Origin of the sequence: Martelella alba, from assembly GCF_006516955.1 — a bacterium.
Classification (GTDB): domain Bacteria; phylum Pseudomonadota; class Alphaproteobacteria; order Rhizobiales; family Rhizobiaceae; genus Martelella; species Martelella alba.
This window is the reverse complement of the sequence record NZ_VHLG01000001.1, coordinates 33,122-49,347: the sequence shown is the minus strand read 5'-3', so window position 1 is coordinate 49,347 and position 16,226 is coordinate 33,122. Positions and strand designations below refer to the sequence as shown.

The 16,226-nt window shown below is 56.9% G+C and carries 17 protein-coding genes; 4 read left to right on the top strand and 13 right to left on the bottom strand.

Annotated features, from left to right (window positions below):
* Window positions 1-26: 26 nt before the first annotated feature.
* The 13 genes from FJU08_RS00235 to FJU08_RS00175 form a co-directional block, all read right to left on the bottom strand.
* Window positions 27-881, bottom strand: a complete 855-nt coding sequence (locus tag FJU08_RS00235) for an LpxI family protein (protein ID WP_141147574.1) — start codon at window positions 879-881, stop codon at window positions 27-29.
* 11 nt (window positions 882-892) lie between these two features.
* Window positions 893-1,717 (bottom strand): acyl-ACP--UDP-N-acetylglucosamine O-acyltransferase, encoded by an 825-nt coding sequence (lpxA, locus tag FJU08_RS00230; protein ID WP_141146967.1) that lies wholly within the window; start codon window positions 1,715-1,717, stop codon window positions 893-895.
* On the bottom strand, window positions 1,714-2,148 hold the full coding sequence (fabZ, locus tag FJU08_RS00225; RefSeq protein ID WP_141147573.1) for a 3-hydroxyacyl-ACP dehydratase FabZ: 435 nt from the start codon (window positions 2,146-2,148) through the stop codon (window positions 1,714-1,716). The genes lpxA and fabZ overlap by 4 nt, the downstream gene beginning before the upstream one ends.
* Before the next feature lie 34 nt (window positions 2,149-2,182).
* Window positions 2,183-3,241: a UDP-3-O-(3-hydroxymyristoyl)glucosamine N-acyltransferase gene (gene lpxD / locus FJU08_RS00220; RefSeq protein WP_141146966.1), complete on the bottom strand. Its 1,059-nt coding sequence runs from the start codon at window positions 3,239-3,241 to the stop codon at window positions 2,183-2,185.
* Between the two features lie 45 nt (window positions 3,242-3,286).
* On the bottom strand, window positions 3,287-5,623 hold the full coding sequence (gene bamA / locus FJU08_RS00215; protein WP_141146965.1) for an outer membrane protein assembly factor BamA: 2,337 nt from the start codon (window positions 5,621-5,623) through the stop codon (window positions 3,287-3,289).
* Between the two features lie 370 nt (window positions 5,624-5,993).
* Complete coding sequence (gene rseP, locus FJU08_RS00210) at window positions 5,994-7,121, bottom strand: RIP metalloprotease RseP (protein ID WP_141146964.1); 1,128 nt, start codon at window positions 7,119-7,121, stop codon at window positions 5,994-5,996.
* Entirely contained in the window at window positions 7,121-7,993 is an 873-nt protein-coding gene (locus FJU08_RS00205) for a phosphatidate cytidylyltransferase (protein WP_141146963.1), read from the bottom strand. Before FJU08_RS00205 ends, rseP begins: the two co-directional genes overlap by 1 nt.
* Window positions 7,993-8,736 (bottom strand): isoprenyl transferase, encoded by a 744-nt coding sequence (locus FJU08_RS00200; protein ID WP_141146962.1) that lies wholly within the window; start codon window positions 8,734-8,736, stop codon window positions 7,993-7,995. Before FJU08_RS00200 ends, FJU08_RS00205 begins: the two co-directional genes overlap by 1 nt.
* Before the next feature lie 32 nt (window positions 8,737-8,768).
* Complete coding sequence (gene frr / locus FJU08_RS00195) at window positions 8,769-9,329, bottom strand: ribosome recycling factor (RefSeq protein WP_141146961.1); 561 nt, start codon at window positions 9,327-9,329, stop codon at window positions 8,769-8,771.
* A 68-nt stretch (window positions 9,330-9,397) separates the two neighbouring features.
* Window positions 9,398-10,168 carry a UMP kinase gene (pyrH, locus tag FJU08_RS00190; protein ID WP_141146960.1) on the bottom strand — a complete coding sequence of 257 codons (771 nt, stop codon included), beginning with the start codon at window positions 10,166-10,168 and terminating at the stop codon, window positions 9,398-9,400.
* Window positions 10,169-10,209: 41 nt separating this feature from the next.
* Complete coding sequence (gene tsf, locus FJU08_RS00185; RefSeq protein WP_141146959.1) at window positions 10,210-11,136, bottom strand: translation elongation factor Ts; 927 nt, start codon at window positions 11,134-11,136, stop codon at window positions 10,210-10,212.
* Window positions 11,137-11,416: 280 nt separating this feature from the next.
* Window positions 11,417-12,205: a 30S ribosomal protein S2 gene (gene rpsB / locus FJU08_RS00180; protein ID WP_141146958.1), complete on the bottom strand. Its 789-nt coding sequence runs from the start codon at window positions 12,203-12,205 to the stop codon at window positions 11,417-11,419.
* Window positions 12,206-12,421: 216 nt separating this feature from the next.
* Window positions 12,422-13,246 (bottom strand): EipB family protein, encoded by an 825-nt coding sequence (locus FJU08_RS00175; protein ID WP_181409692.1) that lies wholly within the window; start codon window positions 13,244-13,246, stop codon window positions 12,422-12,424.
* A 96-nt stretch (window positions 13,247-13,342) separates the two neighbouring features.
* Between FJU08_RS00175 and FJU08_RS00170 the strand changes: the two genes are divergently transcribed.
* The 4 genes from FJU08_RS00170 (at window position 13,343) to FJU08_RS00155 (ending at window position 16,226) form a co-directional block, all read left to right on the top strand.
* A complete protein-coding gene (locus FJU08_RS00170; RefSeq protein ID WP_141146956.1) occupies window positions 13,343-13,816 on the top strand; it encodes a RidA family protein in 474 nt (157 codons plus the stop codon).
* Window positions 13,813-14,526 carry a glycerophosphodiester phosphodiesterase family protein gene (locus tag FJU08_RS00165; protein ID WP_141146955.1) on the top strand — a complete coding sequence of 238 codons (714 nt, stop codon included), beginning with the start codon at window positions 13,813-13,815 and terminating at the stop codon, window positions 14,524-14,526. The genes FJU08_RS00170 and FJU08_RS00165 overlap by 4 nt, the downstream gene beginning before the upstream one ends.
* A 75-nt stretch (window positions 14,527-14,601) precedes the next feature.
* On the top strand, window positions 14,602-15,780 hold the full coding sequence (locus tag FJU08_RS00160; RefSeq protein WP_141146954.1) for a GNAT family N-acetyltransferase: 1,179 nt from the start codon (window positions 14,602-14,604) through the stop codon (window positions 15,778-15,780).
* A 20-nt stretch (window positions 15,781-15,800) separates the two neighbouring features.
* Complete coding sequence (locus FJU08_RS00155; RefSeq protein WP_141146953.1) at window positions 15,801-16,226, top strand: HIT family protein; 426 nt, start codon at window positions 15,801-15,803, stop codon at window positions 16,224-16,226.

Here is a 16,226-nt window from a genome sequence, read left to right as displayed (position 1 = left end):
ACCTCATGGACGAATTTGATTCCGTTTCAGTCAGATTTCGGCACTAGACCATAAATGAAAAGCCCCGATCGATCTGCCGCGTCAATCGTCTCGGCGCGATCAAGAATAAAGGCCTTGCCCGCTTCCACGGCCACCCCGGTCAGGCCAGCCTCCTTGAGACGCATGATCGTCTCAACGCCGATTGACGGCAGATCAGCCCGCAAATCCTGATTTGGCTTGCACATTTTCACCAGCACGCCGGGCCGCGTCGCAGAAATCCGCCGCATCGTGCGCATGCGCACGACACGCGCCAACATTTCATCCGTTCCCTCGGGGCCCTCGACGGCCACCACTCGTCCGCCAACGGCAACAGCCCCCTGGCCAATGTCCAGCGCACCGAGCGCATGCGCCGCATCTGCCGCGATATCGATATCCGAAAGCGCCACCGCATCCGGTGCGCAGCTGCCAAGCACACCCTCTGTTACCAGAAGATCGCCGACCAGTTCCTGCGCACCTATAACCTCAAAACCATGCCGCTCAAACAGGCTGATCACCATCCTGAGCACCCGATCATCACCGCCGCCACGAAGATTGGAGATGATCGACGGCAGTGAAAAGATGACGCGAAGCGTTGGCCTGAGCGCGCGCAATTCCGGACGCTGGCGCACGCCGCCGGACAGAACGATTTTGCGGACGCCCTGACGTTTAAGCGCGCTGACTACTGGCGCAAACGCACCAAGATCAGCCTCAATGACGCGAAAATCCCCCCAGGGCAGACTATCCTCTCCTGCCAGCTGCACGATCAAAAGAGAATAGCCACGATCGCGCGTCGCCTCGGCAACCAGATGCGGCAAGCGGCCATTTCCGGCAATGATGGCAACCGTTTCCCCTGCCGGCGCCATCGGCCCCGCCATCAATCGTCGTTTCCCTTGCGCCGCGAGCCCGGTGTCGTCAGACCGCGTTCACCGCGCGCAAGAACAAAATCAATCAACTCAAGCGCCGGCGCACAATCTTCAAAGTCGGCACGAATGGCGCTGGCATTCTCGTTGACCCGGCCATCGGCAAAAATCGCCTTGTAGGCGCGACGCACAGCATGGACATCAGCTCGCGCCATGCCCGACCGCGTCATGCCGACAACATTCAGCCCGCCCATGAAGGCCGGGTTATCAACGATCATTGCATAGGGGACGACATCATTCACCACACCAGCAAGACCGCCGACAAAAGCCTGACGCCCGATACGGACAAATTGATGGATAGCCGCACCACCGCTGAGAATCACACGATCAGCGATTTCGACATGACCGCCAACCATGACATTGTTGGACAGAATAATATGGCTGCCAAGAATGCAATCATGCCCGACATGGGAATTGGCCAGGAACAGATTGTTGTCGCCGACAACAGTCTTGCAGCCGCCATGCGAAGAGCCCGTGTTCATGGTCACGCCCTCGCGCATGATGCAGTTCGCCCCCACATCAAGGGTTGTTTCACTGCCATCATGGCGAACGCTTTGCGGATCCCCGCCGATAACCGCCATTGGAAAGACGCTGGAGTTCGGCCCGATCGTCGTCGCACCCGAAACCACCGCGTGATGCATCAGCGTCACACCATCTCCGAGCCTAACCTTCGGCCCGACATAGGCAAACGGACCAATCGAGACATTTTCCCCGACCACTGCGCCGTCTTCCACACATGCCCGGGGGTCAATCCGCGCCGAGCTGGCTATCGCACTCATTCTTCTTCCTTATGCACCATCATCGCGCCAATATCGGCTTCGGCAACAAGCTGGCCATCAACCTTGGCTTCGCAATGGAACTTCCAGACGTTCCGGCGCTGTTTCTGCTTTTCGACATGGAAGCGCACCTGATCCCCGGGCACAACCGGCTTGCGAAACCGCGCATTGTCGATGGTCATGAAATAGACGAGATTTCCGGTCTCCCCAGCCCTGCGCGCGCAGATCGCGCCCGCAGTCTGAGCCATTCCTTCGACCAGCAGGACACCCGGCATAATCGGCATTTCAGGAAAGTGCCCGGTAAAATGCGGCTCATTGGCGGTTACATTCTTGATACCAACCGCACTATGATCACCGTCAATTTCGACAATGCGATCAACCAGCAAAAAAGGATAGCGATGCGGAAGAAACTTCATAATCTCAAGAAGTTCCATGGCGCCCAGCGTCTCAGTCGTTGCGTCTGTCAAGCTACTTTTCTCCCCGCTTACTCTCCCGGCGCGCAGAACGCGCCATGGTCTCAGCTATATGCCGCAAGTGTTCCCGGATCGAGATTGCAGGTATGCCGCCAATGCGCCTTCCCGCTTCCACATCTGTAAATACGCCGCTCTTGGCTGCAATCTGAACGCCATTTCCGATACGGATATGCCCGTTAATACCGACCTGACCGCCGATCATGACACCGTCACCAATTTCCGTGCTGCCGGCAATGCCGACCTGGCTGACCACACCGCAATGCCGGCCAATGCGAACATTGTGACCAATCTGCACCAGATTATCGATCTTGGAGCCCTCACCAATCACCGTGTCGTCCATCGCGCCGCGATCAATCGTCGTGTTGGCACCGATCTCGACTCTGTCCTGGATGATGACACGGCCCGTCTGAACGATCTTGAAAAGCCCGGTTGGCGAGCCAGAATAGCCGAACCCATCCTGCCCAATGCGCACGCCGGGATGCAAGATGACGTCATTGCCAATCAAAGCGTAAAAAACCGTCGCATTGGCGCTAACCGTCGTGTTGCGGCCTATCTTCACATCCGCACCGATAACCGCCCCGCTCTGGATCGACGACCCACGCCCGATCTGTGCGCGTGCACCGATCACCGCATACGGACCGACCTCGACACTTTCTTCAAGAACGGCCGTAGGATCAATTGATGCAAAAGGAGAAATGCGCTCATCACTTTCCACAGCCATCTGCGGGCGCAGGGCCGACGGATACAGCAATGCCGCAGCGCGCGCAAAAGCAAATTGCGGATTTTTCGACACCAGTGCCGGGATCGCCGAAGGGATCGCAGCTTGCAATTCCGGCGGACAGAAAATTCCACCGGCGTGACAGCTTGCCAATTCCGCAAGCGCCCCGCGTGATTGTATATAGCACACATCATAAGCGCCAGCGCGATAGATAGGCGCAACCGATTCGACCAGCCGCTCAGCAGCAGACTGGTCGGCAAGTTCAGCCCCGACACGCTCTGCCAGTTCGCCGAGACGAACCGCCTTACGCGTGCCGAAGAATTTAGTGTTTTCCATCAGCCAAAGCTCCAGAACAAAGTATCCAGGTTCTGGATGACGAAATCAGAACGTGTTTGCAATACCGAAACGGAAATTCTCGACGTCGTCGTAGCTTTGTTTCATGAAAGGAACAGCATAGTCGAAGCGAAGATCACCGAAGGGCGAGTTCCAGATCAGGCCAATACCAACCGATGCACGAATCGCAGCCGTCGTACCATTGATATCATACCCCTGTGTATCAACCTTGTTGCCGAACAGCGTACCCGCATCGACATAGGCCGCGCCACGCAGGCTGATATCCTGAGGAATAAGCGGAACCGGGAAGTTAGCCTCAGCCGAAACCGTCGCATAAGTGGTGCCGCCCAGAGCGTCACCCTGTGTCGTCCGCGGACCGATACCATTGGACTTGAAACCGCGAATTTCATTCCCACCAATGACAAATTGGTCAAACACATTCAGGTTTCCATCGGTCGGCACCACATAGCCACCCCGCACCGTCAGAGAGCCGATGATATCGGCCTCATCAGACAGCATCTGATAAACACGTGCCTTGCCCGAAATCTTGTAGTAGTGCGAATCACCGCCAAGGCCGGCGAATTCGTTGGTCAGGGCAGCCAGCGTGCCTTCACGCGGCAGCTGTGGATTGTCGATATCCGAATAATTGAAGCTCTGCGAAATCGACGAAACCGTCCACGGTCCATTCGTGATCAGATTCTGATAAATCGGTGAAAGATTGCTGTCGTTCTCCCAGTCGCCTGAACCGGTATAGTCGAAGTGCTGGAGATTATACTGGAAGGTCGAAGACAGATTGTTCGTCAGCGGCGCTGTAAAGCGAATATCACCAGCCGTCTCGGCGTAATCATAATAGTCGTTGGAAGACGACACGGCGCGATACAGATCGAAACCCGCCGCGATATGATAGCCAAGGAAATATGGCTCGGTGAAATTGAAATTGTAAATCTGCGAATTATCGGCACCTGCACCGACCGATGCGCGAATAAACTGACCCCGGCCTAGGAAGTTCTTTTCCTGAACCGAGAGTTCGAGGACCAGCGAATCGCCCTCGGCATCATAGCCCGCGCCGATCGCGAACGAACCGGTCGGCTCATCCGTGACGTTTACCGTAACGATGACACGGTCAGGCGACGAGCCCTGACGGGTCGTCACATCGACATTGCTGAAATAGCCCAGAGCCTCAAGGCGACGCTTGGCGCGATTGATCATCTCGATATTGTAGGCATCGCCTTCGGCAAGGTCGAACTCGCGGCGAATGACATAATCTCGCGTACGCGTATTGCCGACAATGTCGATGCGCTCGATATAGGCATGCGGGCCGGGATCGATCGAATATTTCAGCGAAACCGTATTATCCGTGAAATTACGCGTCCCCCGCGGCGTGATCTGCGCGAAGGGATACCCCTGAGAAGACACCGAGGCCGTGACCGATTCAGCAGACTGCTGAATATAATCGGCATCATAAACCTTGCCGTCTTTGGTTTTGATCTGCTTTTTCAGTTTGTCGACGTCGACACCGGTAACCGTATTGTCGATAGCCACATCGCCAAACGTGTATTTGTCACCCTCGCTGAGATTAAAGGTGATCGTGTAGCTATTGCTATCCTCATCGTAATCCACATCCGTCGACTTAACGAGGAAATCGGGATAGCCGTGATTATTATAGAAGGTCTTCAGCAGATCTTCATCGTGACGAACTTTGTCAGGATTGTAGATGTCAGCGCGCGTCAGGAAGGACAGAGGAGTCGACTTCCGCGTCGCGATCACACCGGCAAGGCGGGCGTCTGCAAAAGCAGAATTGCCATTGAAGATGATTTTCTTGGTCTTGGTACGTCCGCCCTCATTGATCACGAAGGCAACATTGACGCGGTTATCCTGAACCGTTGCAGTATCAATCGTCACCTCAACGTCAGACCGGCCGATCTGCGCATAGGCGTCCTTGATGTGCTGCGCGTCAAGCTCTGCCTGGGCCTTATTATAGGGGCCCATCGACTTCAGCGAGACAACACCTTTCAGCTTCTCGTCATTGACCTTCTTGTTGCCGTTGAAGACAACCTGATTGATCATCTGATTCTCGGAAACATTCACCACGAGCGTCGAACCGGAAACCGACATGCTCACATCCGAAAAATATCCCGAGCTGTAGAGATTGCGAATCGACTGATTGATATCGGCATCAGTGAAGCTCTTTCCGGGAACGATGGTGAGCTTCGACTTGACAGCATCAGTACCGGCGTTACCGGTCCCGTTGACAACGATCTTGCTGACCACGGCAGCCAGTGCGTCTCCCGGCAAGGCTACGGCAGAGACAACTCCACCGGTAACAGCCAACGCTATGGAAAGTGCCGCACCAGAAACTGTGTTCAAGAACTTTGAACCGGCCATGCTAAAATCTACCTTTGTACTCGCTCAGAATCTCTGCCCAGACTTTCATCAGCATTTTTGCAATGAACCTGCCCCGGATCGCAAGATGCCTTGTGCCAGAAATACCTAATACACCGCAAGAGTGGCCAAATCGCCACTATCTCTTTGATTTATCGTAAATGAACCGTAACCAGAACCCGCAAGTGGCTGTTTACGCATCATTAACCCGTTCGTAACATGTCCCCTGACAAACGCAAGCGCAGATTTGCACAGCTTTGTCTCCGGAGCAAGCGCTTCAACGTCGCAATCAGATGCAGGACACGCATTGAAACACAGGAGCCTCAAGCGTTAATCGCAAAAACAAATCATGGCAACCATGAATTGAATATAATTATCCCGTCATCCTGCCGATTGTGTCGTTCCAGGTGGCAAAAATCATCAGTGAAACGACCAGCGCAAGCCCAATCCTGAAGGCGATGGCCTGCGAACGTTCCGAGAGCGGCCGGCCGCGTACGGCTTCAATCGCATAAAACAGCAGATGGCCGCCGTCCAGCATGGGTACCGGCAAAAGGTTGAATAAACCGACGGATACAGAGAGCACAGCCGCAAAATTCAGGAATGTTGCAAAGCCGAGCGATGCCATCTGCCCCGCCATCTCGGCCACCCGCACAGGCCCGCCGATCTGATCGGCCGCCATCCTGCCGGCAAATACGCTGACCAGGTAATCATAGGTACCGGAAACAATGTGCCAGCATTGTATCACACCCTGCCAGACAGCCCCCACCGGGCCATAGGTCTGGACCCGGAAGTTGCCTGCCTGGCTATTGGTGACCACACCGATTCGGCCGAGCTCGACGCTGTTGCCGAACTGATCCTTGATATCGACGCGCTCAGGTACGAGCTTGATATCAACCAGCTTGCCATCCCGATCAACCGTCACAGTAATGGGGGTTTCGGGCCGGACGCTGACATAACGGCTGACATCATCAAACGTCGACACCGGATGCCCGTCGAGCGCCTTCATCACATCGCCAGCAACAATGCCTGCCGTCGCGGCCGGGCTGTCGGGCTGCACTTCCGCAACCACGGGGTCAGCAACCTGCCGGCCATAGACCGAGAATAATATGGCAAAAATCGCGATCGCCAGCAGGAAGTTGGCAACCGGTCCCGCCGCGGCCGTCACTGCACGTTTCCACAATCTGGCGCCATTGAAGGTCTTTTCCCGCTCTTCCGGCGAAAGCGCGGCAAGCGACTGAAAATCAGGCTGGCTGGCAGCGTCTTCATCACCATAGAAGCGCACATAGCCGCCAAGCGGAATTGCCGACACCTTCCAGCGCGTTCCATGCTTGTCAGTCCGGCCGAAAATCTCGGGGCCGAACCCGATCGAAAAGGCAAGAATGCGAATTCCAGACCAGCGCGCGACGAGATAGTGCCCCAGTTCGTGAAAAAAGACCAGGAACGAGACGGCCACGATAAATGCGACAATACGCCCGATAACACTGGTAAAAATCAGATCCATCAATCAGTTCCCACAGGTTGCTGGAGCCCGGCATCAGCACCGAACAGCATATGTCCCGCCGACTGCAATGATGTCCCGCCATGAAGCCCGGCCAGAACCGCTGCCACAGCAAAAAGCACGAAAGCGGCAACAGCGAGACCATCCACGCGGTCCATAACGCCGCCGTGACCGGGAATAAGGTGGCTCGAATCCTTGACGCCGAAATGACGCTTCATGGCCGATTCACCAAGATCACCGATCTGGCTGACGACCGAAAGAAGAAGACTGAGCCCGATGAATGCAGGTCCGATAGCCCCAGGCGAGATCAGCACGACAGCAAGTCCTGCCACGACACCGCCCAATGTCCCGCCAATCGCGCCAGACCAGGTTTTGCCCGGTGAAATTGCAGGCGCCAGCTTTGGCCCGCCAATCGCACGGCCGACGAAATAAGCCGCGATATCCGTCGTCCATACCACGGCAAACAGAAACAGCAGCGCAAACAGGCCACCCTGCCCTTCGCCACGCAATGAGGCCAATGCAATGGCGATGAGACCGGAATAGATCAGTCCGCCCGCAGCCCAACGGTGTTGCGTGCGGCCGACGACACCTGTCGCCAAAACGACGCCAGCGACACACAGCGCCAGCAATGCGGGAACGTAGACATTCGATAAAACGAGCGCACTGACCATCAGCAAGCCTGCCCAGCCGATCAGAAATTCGGGGCGGAGCCGCCCATTGCTGCCGCCAGCCATGGTTGACCACTCATAATAGGCAAGCAAGCCGATCAGGACCGAAAGCAGCCTGAAGGACAGCCCACCAAGCCACGCGGCAGCCAGCACGACCACGGCCATAACGATCCCGGAAAGGATCCGAAGTTTCAGTTCACGCTGCATCAGATACCCGTCAATGCCGCCTGCTCGACAACACTACCAAAACGCCGGTCACGCCGGGCATAGGTTTCCAGCGCTGACAAGAAGGTCTCTCTCGAAAAATCCGGCCAGAGGCACGGCAGAAACAGGAATTCGGAATAAGCCGCCTGCCAGAGCATGAAATTGGAAAGACGCTGCTCACCGCTGGTACGGATGATCAGATCGGGATCAGGGATACCGAACGTATCAAGCCTGGCCGCAATCGCGTCCTCGCCGACGTCCTCCGCCTTCAGGCGCCCTGCAGCCACGTCTTCGGCAATCGCCTTAACAGCGCGGGCAATCTCTGCGCGCCCGCCGTAATTGACAGCAACGATCACCGTCAGCCCGGTATTATTCCGTGTCATCTCCTCAGCGTCGTCCAGCGCTGACACGACCACGTCCGAAAGGCCGGACTTATCGCCGATCATGCGAAAACGGATGTTCTGACGGTGATAATTGGCAAGCTCACGCCGAATAAAAACCGTGATCAGCCCCATGAGGCTATCAACCTCATCTTTCGGCCGTTTCCAGTTTTCCGATGAAAACGCAAACAGGGACAAGTAGCCAACGCCTGCATCCCGAGCGGATTCGACAGCCACCTTCACCGCATCGACGCCTTTCCGGTGCCCTATGATGCGCTTGAAACCACGCCCATTGGCCCACCGTCCGTTGCCATCCATGATGATGGCTACGTGTTCAGGCACCGTATCATTGGGATACTTTGTCATTCGAACACTCGACACTACAGACCAAAGGAGGGCTAAACCTGCATGATTTCCTTTTCTTTGTCAGCAAGCAATTCATCCACCCGCGAAATAGCCGCATCGGTGAGCTGCTGAACCCTGTCAGAGAGCGCGCGGCTCTCATCCTGACCGAGATCACCGTTTTTTTCAGCTTTTTTGAGGTCATCCATGCCATCACGCCGAACATGCCGCACGGAAACACGTGCCTTTTCAGCATATTCGTGGGCAACTTTGACCAGAGACCGGCGACGCTCTTCGTTAAGCTCGGGCAGCGGAATGCGCAATGTCTGGCCGTCCATGATCGGGTTCAGGCCGAGATGCGATTCGCGAATCGCGCGATCTGCGGCGTTCACCATCGACTTGTCCCAGATATTGACCGAGAGCATGCGCGGCTCCGGCACGGTGATGTTGCCGACCTGGTTCAGCGGCACGCGCGATCCATAGGCCTCGACCATGACAGGATCGAGAATATTCGCCGAAGCGCGACCGGTGCGAAGCGAATTGATATCGCTGATGAAAGAACTGACAGCGCCATCCATCCGACGGCTCAGTTCACTGAGATCGTTTGCGTCACTCATATATTTTCTCCCGTTCCAGCACGCGGGGCTTTCCTCTCAAGGTGCCCGGCACGTACCTCCGTTCCATTTCAGACGTCGGCGACGATCGTCTTCAAGCCGTTGCCCGTCATGATCTGTCCAAAACCGCCCTTTTCGTGAATCGAGAAGACGACGATCGGTATATTGTTTTCACGCGCAATCGCAACCGCAGCAACATCCATGACCTGCAGTCCGCGTTCGAGAACCTCGGCATGGCTGATCGCGTCGAAGCGCACTGCATCGGGATCCTTCTTCGGATCGGCTGAATAGATACCATCAACCTGCGTTCCCTTGAAGATCGCCTCGGCGCCCATCTCTGCAGCCCTGAGAGCGGCGGCCGAGTCGGTCGTAAAGAAGGGATTGCCGGTACCGCCGGCAAAAATCACCACCCGCCCCGAGGCAAGATGCGCAAGCCCCGCACGCTGCGAAAAGGATTCGCAGATCTCCGGCATGGCAATCGCCGAAAGGACAACCGTATCAATACCGATTTTGCGCAGCGAAGTGGCCAGCGCCAGTGCGTTGATGACAGTCGCAAGCATGCCCATATGATCGCCGGTTACCCGGTCGCCACCCTTCAATGCTACGGCAACGCCGCGGAAAATATTCCCACCACCGACCACCAGACCGATCTCGACGCCCATCGCCCGCACTTCGGCAATATCGGCAGCAATCCTGTCCGCAATCGCAACATCGATGCCGAACCCCTGATTGCCCATCAAAGCTTCGCCGGAAACTTTCAGAAGAACACGACTAAAAATAGGTTTGGCCAAAAATCCACTCCCGAACAGCAATAAAACCCGGATACACGAAGGGCACCGCATTGTCACGCGGTGCCCTTCGGTTTTGCAGATCCAAAGCGCGATCAGCCCTTGGCTGTCGCCGCAACCTCTGCTGCGAAGTCGCTTTCTTCCTTCTCGACGCCCTCGCCAAGAGCAAGGCGGGCAATCGCGGCAACCTTGATCGGTGCACCGACTTCCTTCTCCGCTTCCTTGACCGCTGCTGCAACCGTCAGGTCGGGATTGATGACGAAAGCCTGCGACAGAAGTGCGACTTCCTGGAAGAACTTGCGCATGCGGCCTTCTACCATCTTTTCAGCGATCTCGGCCGGCTTGCCCGATTCCTTGGCCTGTTCCAGGAACACGGCACGCTCGCGGCCTGCGATTTCGGCGTCAACGTCATCCGGCGTAACCGCCAGCGGGTTGGTGGCTGCAACATGCATGGCAATCTGACGGCCGATAGCAAGCAGGGCATCCTTGTCGCCGGTCGATTCGAGCGCAACGAGAACACCGAGTTTGCCAAGACCTTCCGAAACGGAGTTATGAACATAGGTCGCAACAACACCATCACCGACAGAAAGCTTGATAGCGCGACGCAGATGCATGTTCTCACCGATGGTGGCAACAGCGTCCTTGATGCTCTCATCGACGGACTTGCCGGTCTTGGCATAGGTCGCAGCGGCAATACCTTCAGCGGAACCATCCGTTTCGAGGGCAACATTAGCGATACCGGAAACCAGTTCCTGGAAAGCGTCATTGCGGGCAACGAAGTCTGTCTCGGAGTTAACCTCGACAACAATGGCGTCCTTGCCGTTGCTGGCGATACCGACAAGACCCTCGGCAGCGGTACGGCCGGACTTCTTGTCGGCCTTGGCGATGCCCTTGGCGCGAAGCCAGTCGATCGCGACTTCCATATCGCCGTCGGTTTCGGCCAGAGCCTTTTTGCAATCCATCATGCCTGCGCCGGTCTTTTCGCGCAGCTCTTTCACCATAGCAGCCGTAATCGTGCTCATATCTTGCCTCTTGTCCATTCGCTTAAAGCGCAGCACCGTCAGGCCAGCGCCGCATTTGGGCAACGAAATGTACCCTTAACTGTGACAGGGTGATGAAACACCACCGTCACCACCTGCAACCTGCGCCATGCGCGCGCTCAGGCAGTCGAAAACCGATGAAAGTCCGCTTGCGGCCTTTGCATCACCATGGCTCTTCGCGCATCGGCTCCGAGCCACCACATCTCCACAATCGGGAGGAAAGGCGACCGCACAAAAGCACGGTCGCATCATCATTTCAGCCTTACTCGGCCTTGCCTTCGGCTTCGTCGCCGGCAGCGTCATCGAGAGCCGGCTCAACCGGCGTTTCAATGGCAGCGCCGAGATCGATGCCTGCTGCACCCTGCTGGCGGGCGATACCGTCAATGGCAGCGCGCGAGATCAGGTCGCAATAAAGCGAGATGGCGCGCGAGGCGTCATCATTGCCGGGGATCGGGTAATCGACTTCGTCCGGGTCGCAGTTCGAGTCAACAACGGCCACGACCGGAATGCCAAGACGCTTGGCTTCTTCGATCGCGATCTTTTCCTTGTTGGTGTCGATGATGAAGATCAGGTCGGGAACGCCGCCCATATCGCGGATACCACCAAGAGCACGGTCGAGCTTTTCACGCTCGCGCTCCAGGTTGAGGCGTTCCTTCTTGGTGAAGCCCTGGGCTTCGTTGGACAGGATCTCGTCGAGCTTGCGCAGGCGCTGGATCGAGTTCGAAATCGTGCGCCAGTTGGTCAGCATGCCGCCGAGCCAGCGGGAGTTGACGTAATACTGGGCCGAACGCTGGGCGCTGTCGGCGATGATTTCGGAAGCCTGGCGCTTGGTGCCAACCATCAGAACGCGGCCATTGCGGGCAACAGTGTCGGATACGACCTGCAGCGCACGGCTCAGCATCGGAACGGTCTGGGCCAGGTCCATGATGTGAATGTTGTTGCGTTCGCCAAAGATGAACGGCTTCATCTTCGGGTTCCAGCGGTGGGTCTGGTGACCAAAATGCACACCTGCCTCAAGCAGCTGGCGCATGGTAAAATCAGGCAATGCCATGCCTTTTCTCCTTTTCCGGTTTAACCTCCGCAAGCCCATGAATGAACGCCCTTAAGAACGGTCATCACCGGCGGAACCAGCCGGATTTCTCCCGGAAGATCCCAAAGCCTGCGTGTGGAATGGCTGGCCGATACCTGTTTTCATCGTGAAATGCAAGGCGAAAGCGTGCATTTTCGCAACGTTACCTGCGAAAATGCATTTCAAGGGCTGTTTCTCTCAGCCGTCTTTCTTTGCCGTGCAGGCAACCGGCTGCAAAAGATCAAGCGCCGTCATCTCGGCCGAGATGCGGAAATCGCCGAAATCCATCAGCAGATCGTGGCTGATGCCATCTTCGCCAAGCAGCATCGACATCGTGTAGCTTGGCATCTCATCACTTGTCGCAGCGCCGGTCGGATAATAGGCGGTGGTCACCGGCCAGGCGCGTTCACGCGGCGCGCTCACGGTTTTCAGGTCAGCGGCTTTCGGCACGTCCACGGCATGGCCGATCATCGTCACCGCCAGCATGATCTCATTGCCCGACCCATCGAACGTGCGGGCCTGATAGACCGATTTTCCGTTTGCAGCCGCCCTGATGATGCCTTCCATATATTCGGTCGGAAACTCCGCTTCCGGCAGCGTCGCGCCGTCGCCGTCCTGCACCGTCACATCAATCGCCTTGTCGCTCTGGCGAACGGCCTCACCCTTGCGCTCCGACTGCAGATCGGCGTTGGAGAACACTTTGGACGAAAATGAAAACGTGCCCGCGCCCAGATCTTCAAAGCTGGACGAGCTCTGGTCGGAATTGACCGTCTCGAATTCCTTCAGAATATCGGTCACCATGCGCATATTGGTGATGTAGCCGGAACAGAGACCGCCAGTAAATTCATAGACGAATCGCCCGTCAATCCCTTCGATGCCCGACTGTTTGGAAGCCCATTCCAGCGAAAGATCGTAGATTGCGCGGTGAGGTGCGAGCGCTGCAGCCATTCCGGCTGACGGCAGGGCTGTCACACCCAGGCCAACAGAAAGGGTTATGGTTTTAACGGCGGCAACGGCCCGCATTGGCAAACTCCCCTTGGCTTTGAGAAATGATCGTATAGAAAAGCCTAGGCTCTGCCAATTCTCTTTCATTTTTCATACAAGACCATCAGGTGTGACATGACTGCAAGTTCCATTGACGAACGTCTGAAAGCCCTTTCAATCACGCTTCCCTCACCCGCAGCACCTGCTGCGAACTATGTACCTTTTGTCATTTCGGGCAACCAACTCATCATTTCAGGCCAGCTGCCGACCGAAAACGGCGTCATGGTCGCCTCCGGCCGGCTCGGTGATACCGTATCGCTTGAGGACGGCCAGCGGGCCGCGCGGGCCTCAGCCATCAATCTCATGGCCCAGGCCAATGCGGCGCTCGGCGGCGATCTGTCGCGCGTCGTCCGTGTCCTCAAGCTCAACGGCTTCGTTGCATCGACCCCGGATTTCACCGATCAGCACCTCGTCATCAACGCCGCGTCGAACCTGTTCGGTGATGTCTTCGGCGATGCCGGCAAGCATGCGCGTGCCGCCGTTGGCATGGCTTCGCTGCCGCTCAATGCCGCCGTCGAAATCGATGCCGTGCTGGAGATTTCGCTGTGAGCGAATTTCCCTTCCTGACCGCCCAGCCGATTGCGCATCGCGGTTATCACGACATGAACAAGGCGGTGTGGGAGAATTCTCTCCCCGCCTTCAAGCGTGCGATCGATGCCGGTTTCGCCATTGAATGCGATCTGCATCTTTCCGCAGACGGCATTCCCATGGTGTTTCATGACGATGATCTGAAACGCCTCTGCGGTCTTGATCTCGTTCCCGAGAATGAGACGGCGGAACGCCTTGCCACCATCAAGATCGGCACCACGGACGCGACCATTCCAAGTTTCACCGATCTGCTGGCGCTGACAGATGGCCGTGTTCCGCTGGTCGTAGAGCTGAAAACGGCGCCCAGCCATAACCCGCTCTTCGCCACGGCCGTGCTTGATTGCCTGGCTGGCTACAAGGGGCCGGTCGCCCTGATGAGTTTTGACGCCCAGCTCCTGCGTGACCTCAAAAGCGCCGGTGCGCCCAGGCCGCTGGGGCTGACCGCGATGGGTGACACCGAAGAAGCCTTCGACGCGCATCGCAAGGCCGTGTCGATCGGTCTTGATTTTGTCTCCTATTATTATGATCATCTCCCCAATGCGTTCATCTCCGGCCTCAAGGCGGATGGCAAGACCATCATCACCTGGACCGTCCGCGACGAGCGCGCACGAGACATCACTTTTGCCAACGCCGATCAGATGACCTTTGAGGGCTTTGATCCGCGCGTCTGACGTCCCTTCATCACGCAGATCCGGGCCGGTTGCGCCCCGCGCATCACCCGGATCGGCTTCAGTCACGAGACGATTTTGAGCGAAAACCTGCAAATCCGTATCGAAAACGCGTTTGCCAACATAGCACCGGAACAGTGGGCGGCGCTGCCGCATGTCACACGCGGCGGTGCGGCGCCTTACAATCCCTTTCTGTCGCACGCGTTTCTATCGGCCCTTGAAGAATCAGGTTCGGCGACCGCCGATACCGGATGGCTTGGTCATCATCTGCTGCTGGAGACGGAAGGTGGGACGCTGGTTGGCGCGCTTCCCTGCTATCTGAAGAACCACAGCCAGGGCGAATATGTCTTCGACCATGGCTGGGCCGATGCCTTTGAACGCGCGGGCGGACGCTATTACCCGAAATTGCAGGCCTCCCTGCCCTTCACGCCCGCCACCGCGCCCCATCTTCTGATTGCCGATGGCATCAACCGCAGCGCGGGTCAGGCGCTTCTGGCTGATTCTCTGAAGGAGGTCACCCGCAGGCTAGGCGTTTCATCGGCGCATGTCACCTTTGTGCCGGAAGAGGAAATCGGCATTTACGAGGACGCTGAATATCTTCACCGCACCGATCAGCAGTTCCATTTTCACAACGAAGGTTATGCCAGTCACGAAGAATTTCTCGAAACACTTGCCTCGCGCAAACGCAAAACGCTGCGCAAGGAGCGTCGCGCCGCGCTTGAAAACGGCATCACCATTGAATGGCTGACAGGATCAGATCTGACCGAAGATATATGGGATCAGTTCTTCGCCTTCTACATGGATACCGGCAGCCGCAAATGGGGCCGCCCCTATCTCACCCGCGCTTTTTACTCACTGATCGGCGAGCGCATGGCCGACGATATTCTTCTGGTGATGGCAAAGCGGGATGGCCGCTATATCGCCGGCGCGATCAATTTCATCGGCTCCGATGCGCTGTTCGGCCGCCACTGGGGCTGTATCGAGGATCATCCCTTTCTGCATTTCGAGGTCTGCTATCATCAGGCGATCGATTTCGCCATTGCCCGCGGTCTCAAGCGGGTCGAAGCCGGCGCCCAGGGCGAACACAAGTTGGCGCGTGGCTATCTGCCCGTCACCACCCATTCGGCCCACTATATCGCCCATGAGGGGCTGCGCCGTGCCATCGCCGAATATCTTGAACATGAACGCGAAGGCGTGGCGGAGACAAATGCCTATCTTTCCGAACATTCGCCATTCAGAAAAACCGATGCGGACTGACCGCAGATTTGGAGGACACCGTGACGACACAAGCCTATGACGACAGCAATATCTTTGCCCTGATCCTGAAGGGCGATATCCCTTCCGTCCGCGTCTATGAGGATGAGCATGCCATCGCGGTGATGGATGTGATGCCGCAGGCGCCCGGCCATGTCCTGGTGATCCCGCGCGCGCCATCCCGCAACATTCTCGATGCCGATCCGGCAGTGCTGTCAGCCATCATCCCGACCGTCCAGAAAATCGCGGTCGCGGTGAAGAAGGCCTTTGAAGCAGACGGCGTATTCGTCTGCCAGTTCAATGAGCCAGCAGCCGGACAGACGGTGTTTCACCTGCATTTCCATGTCATTCCGCGCCATGAAGGCGTCGAACTGAAGCGCCATCACGACAAGATGGAAGACAGTGCCGTGCTTGCGGCCCATGCCGAGAAAATCCGCGCGTCGCTCTGA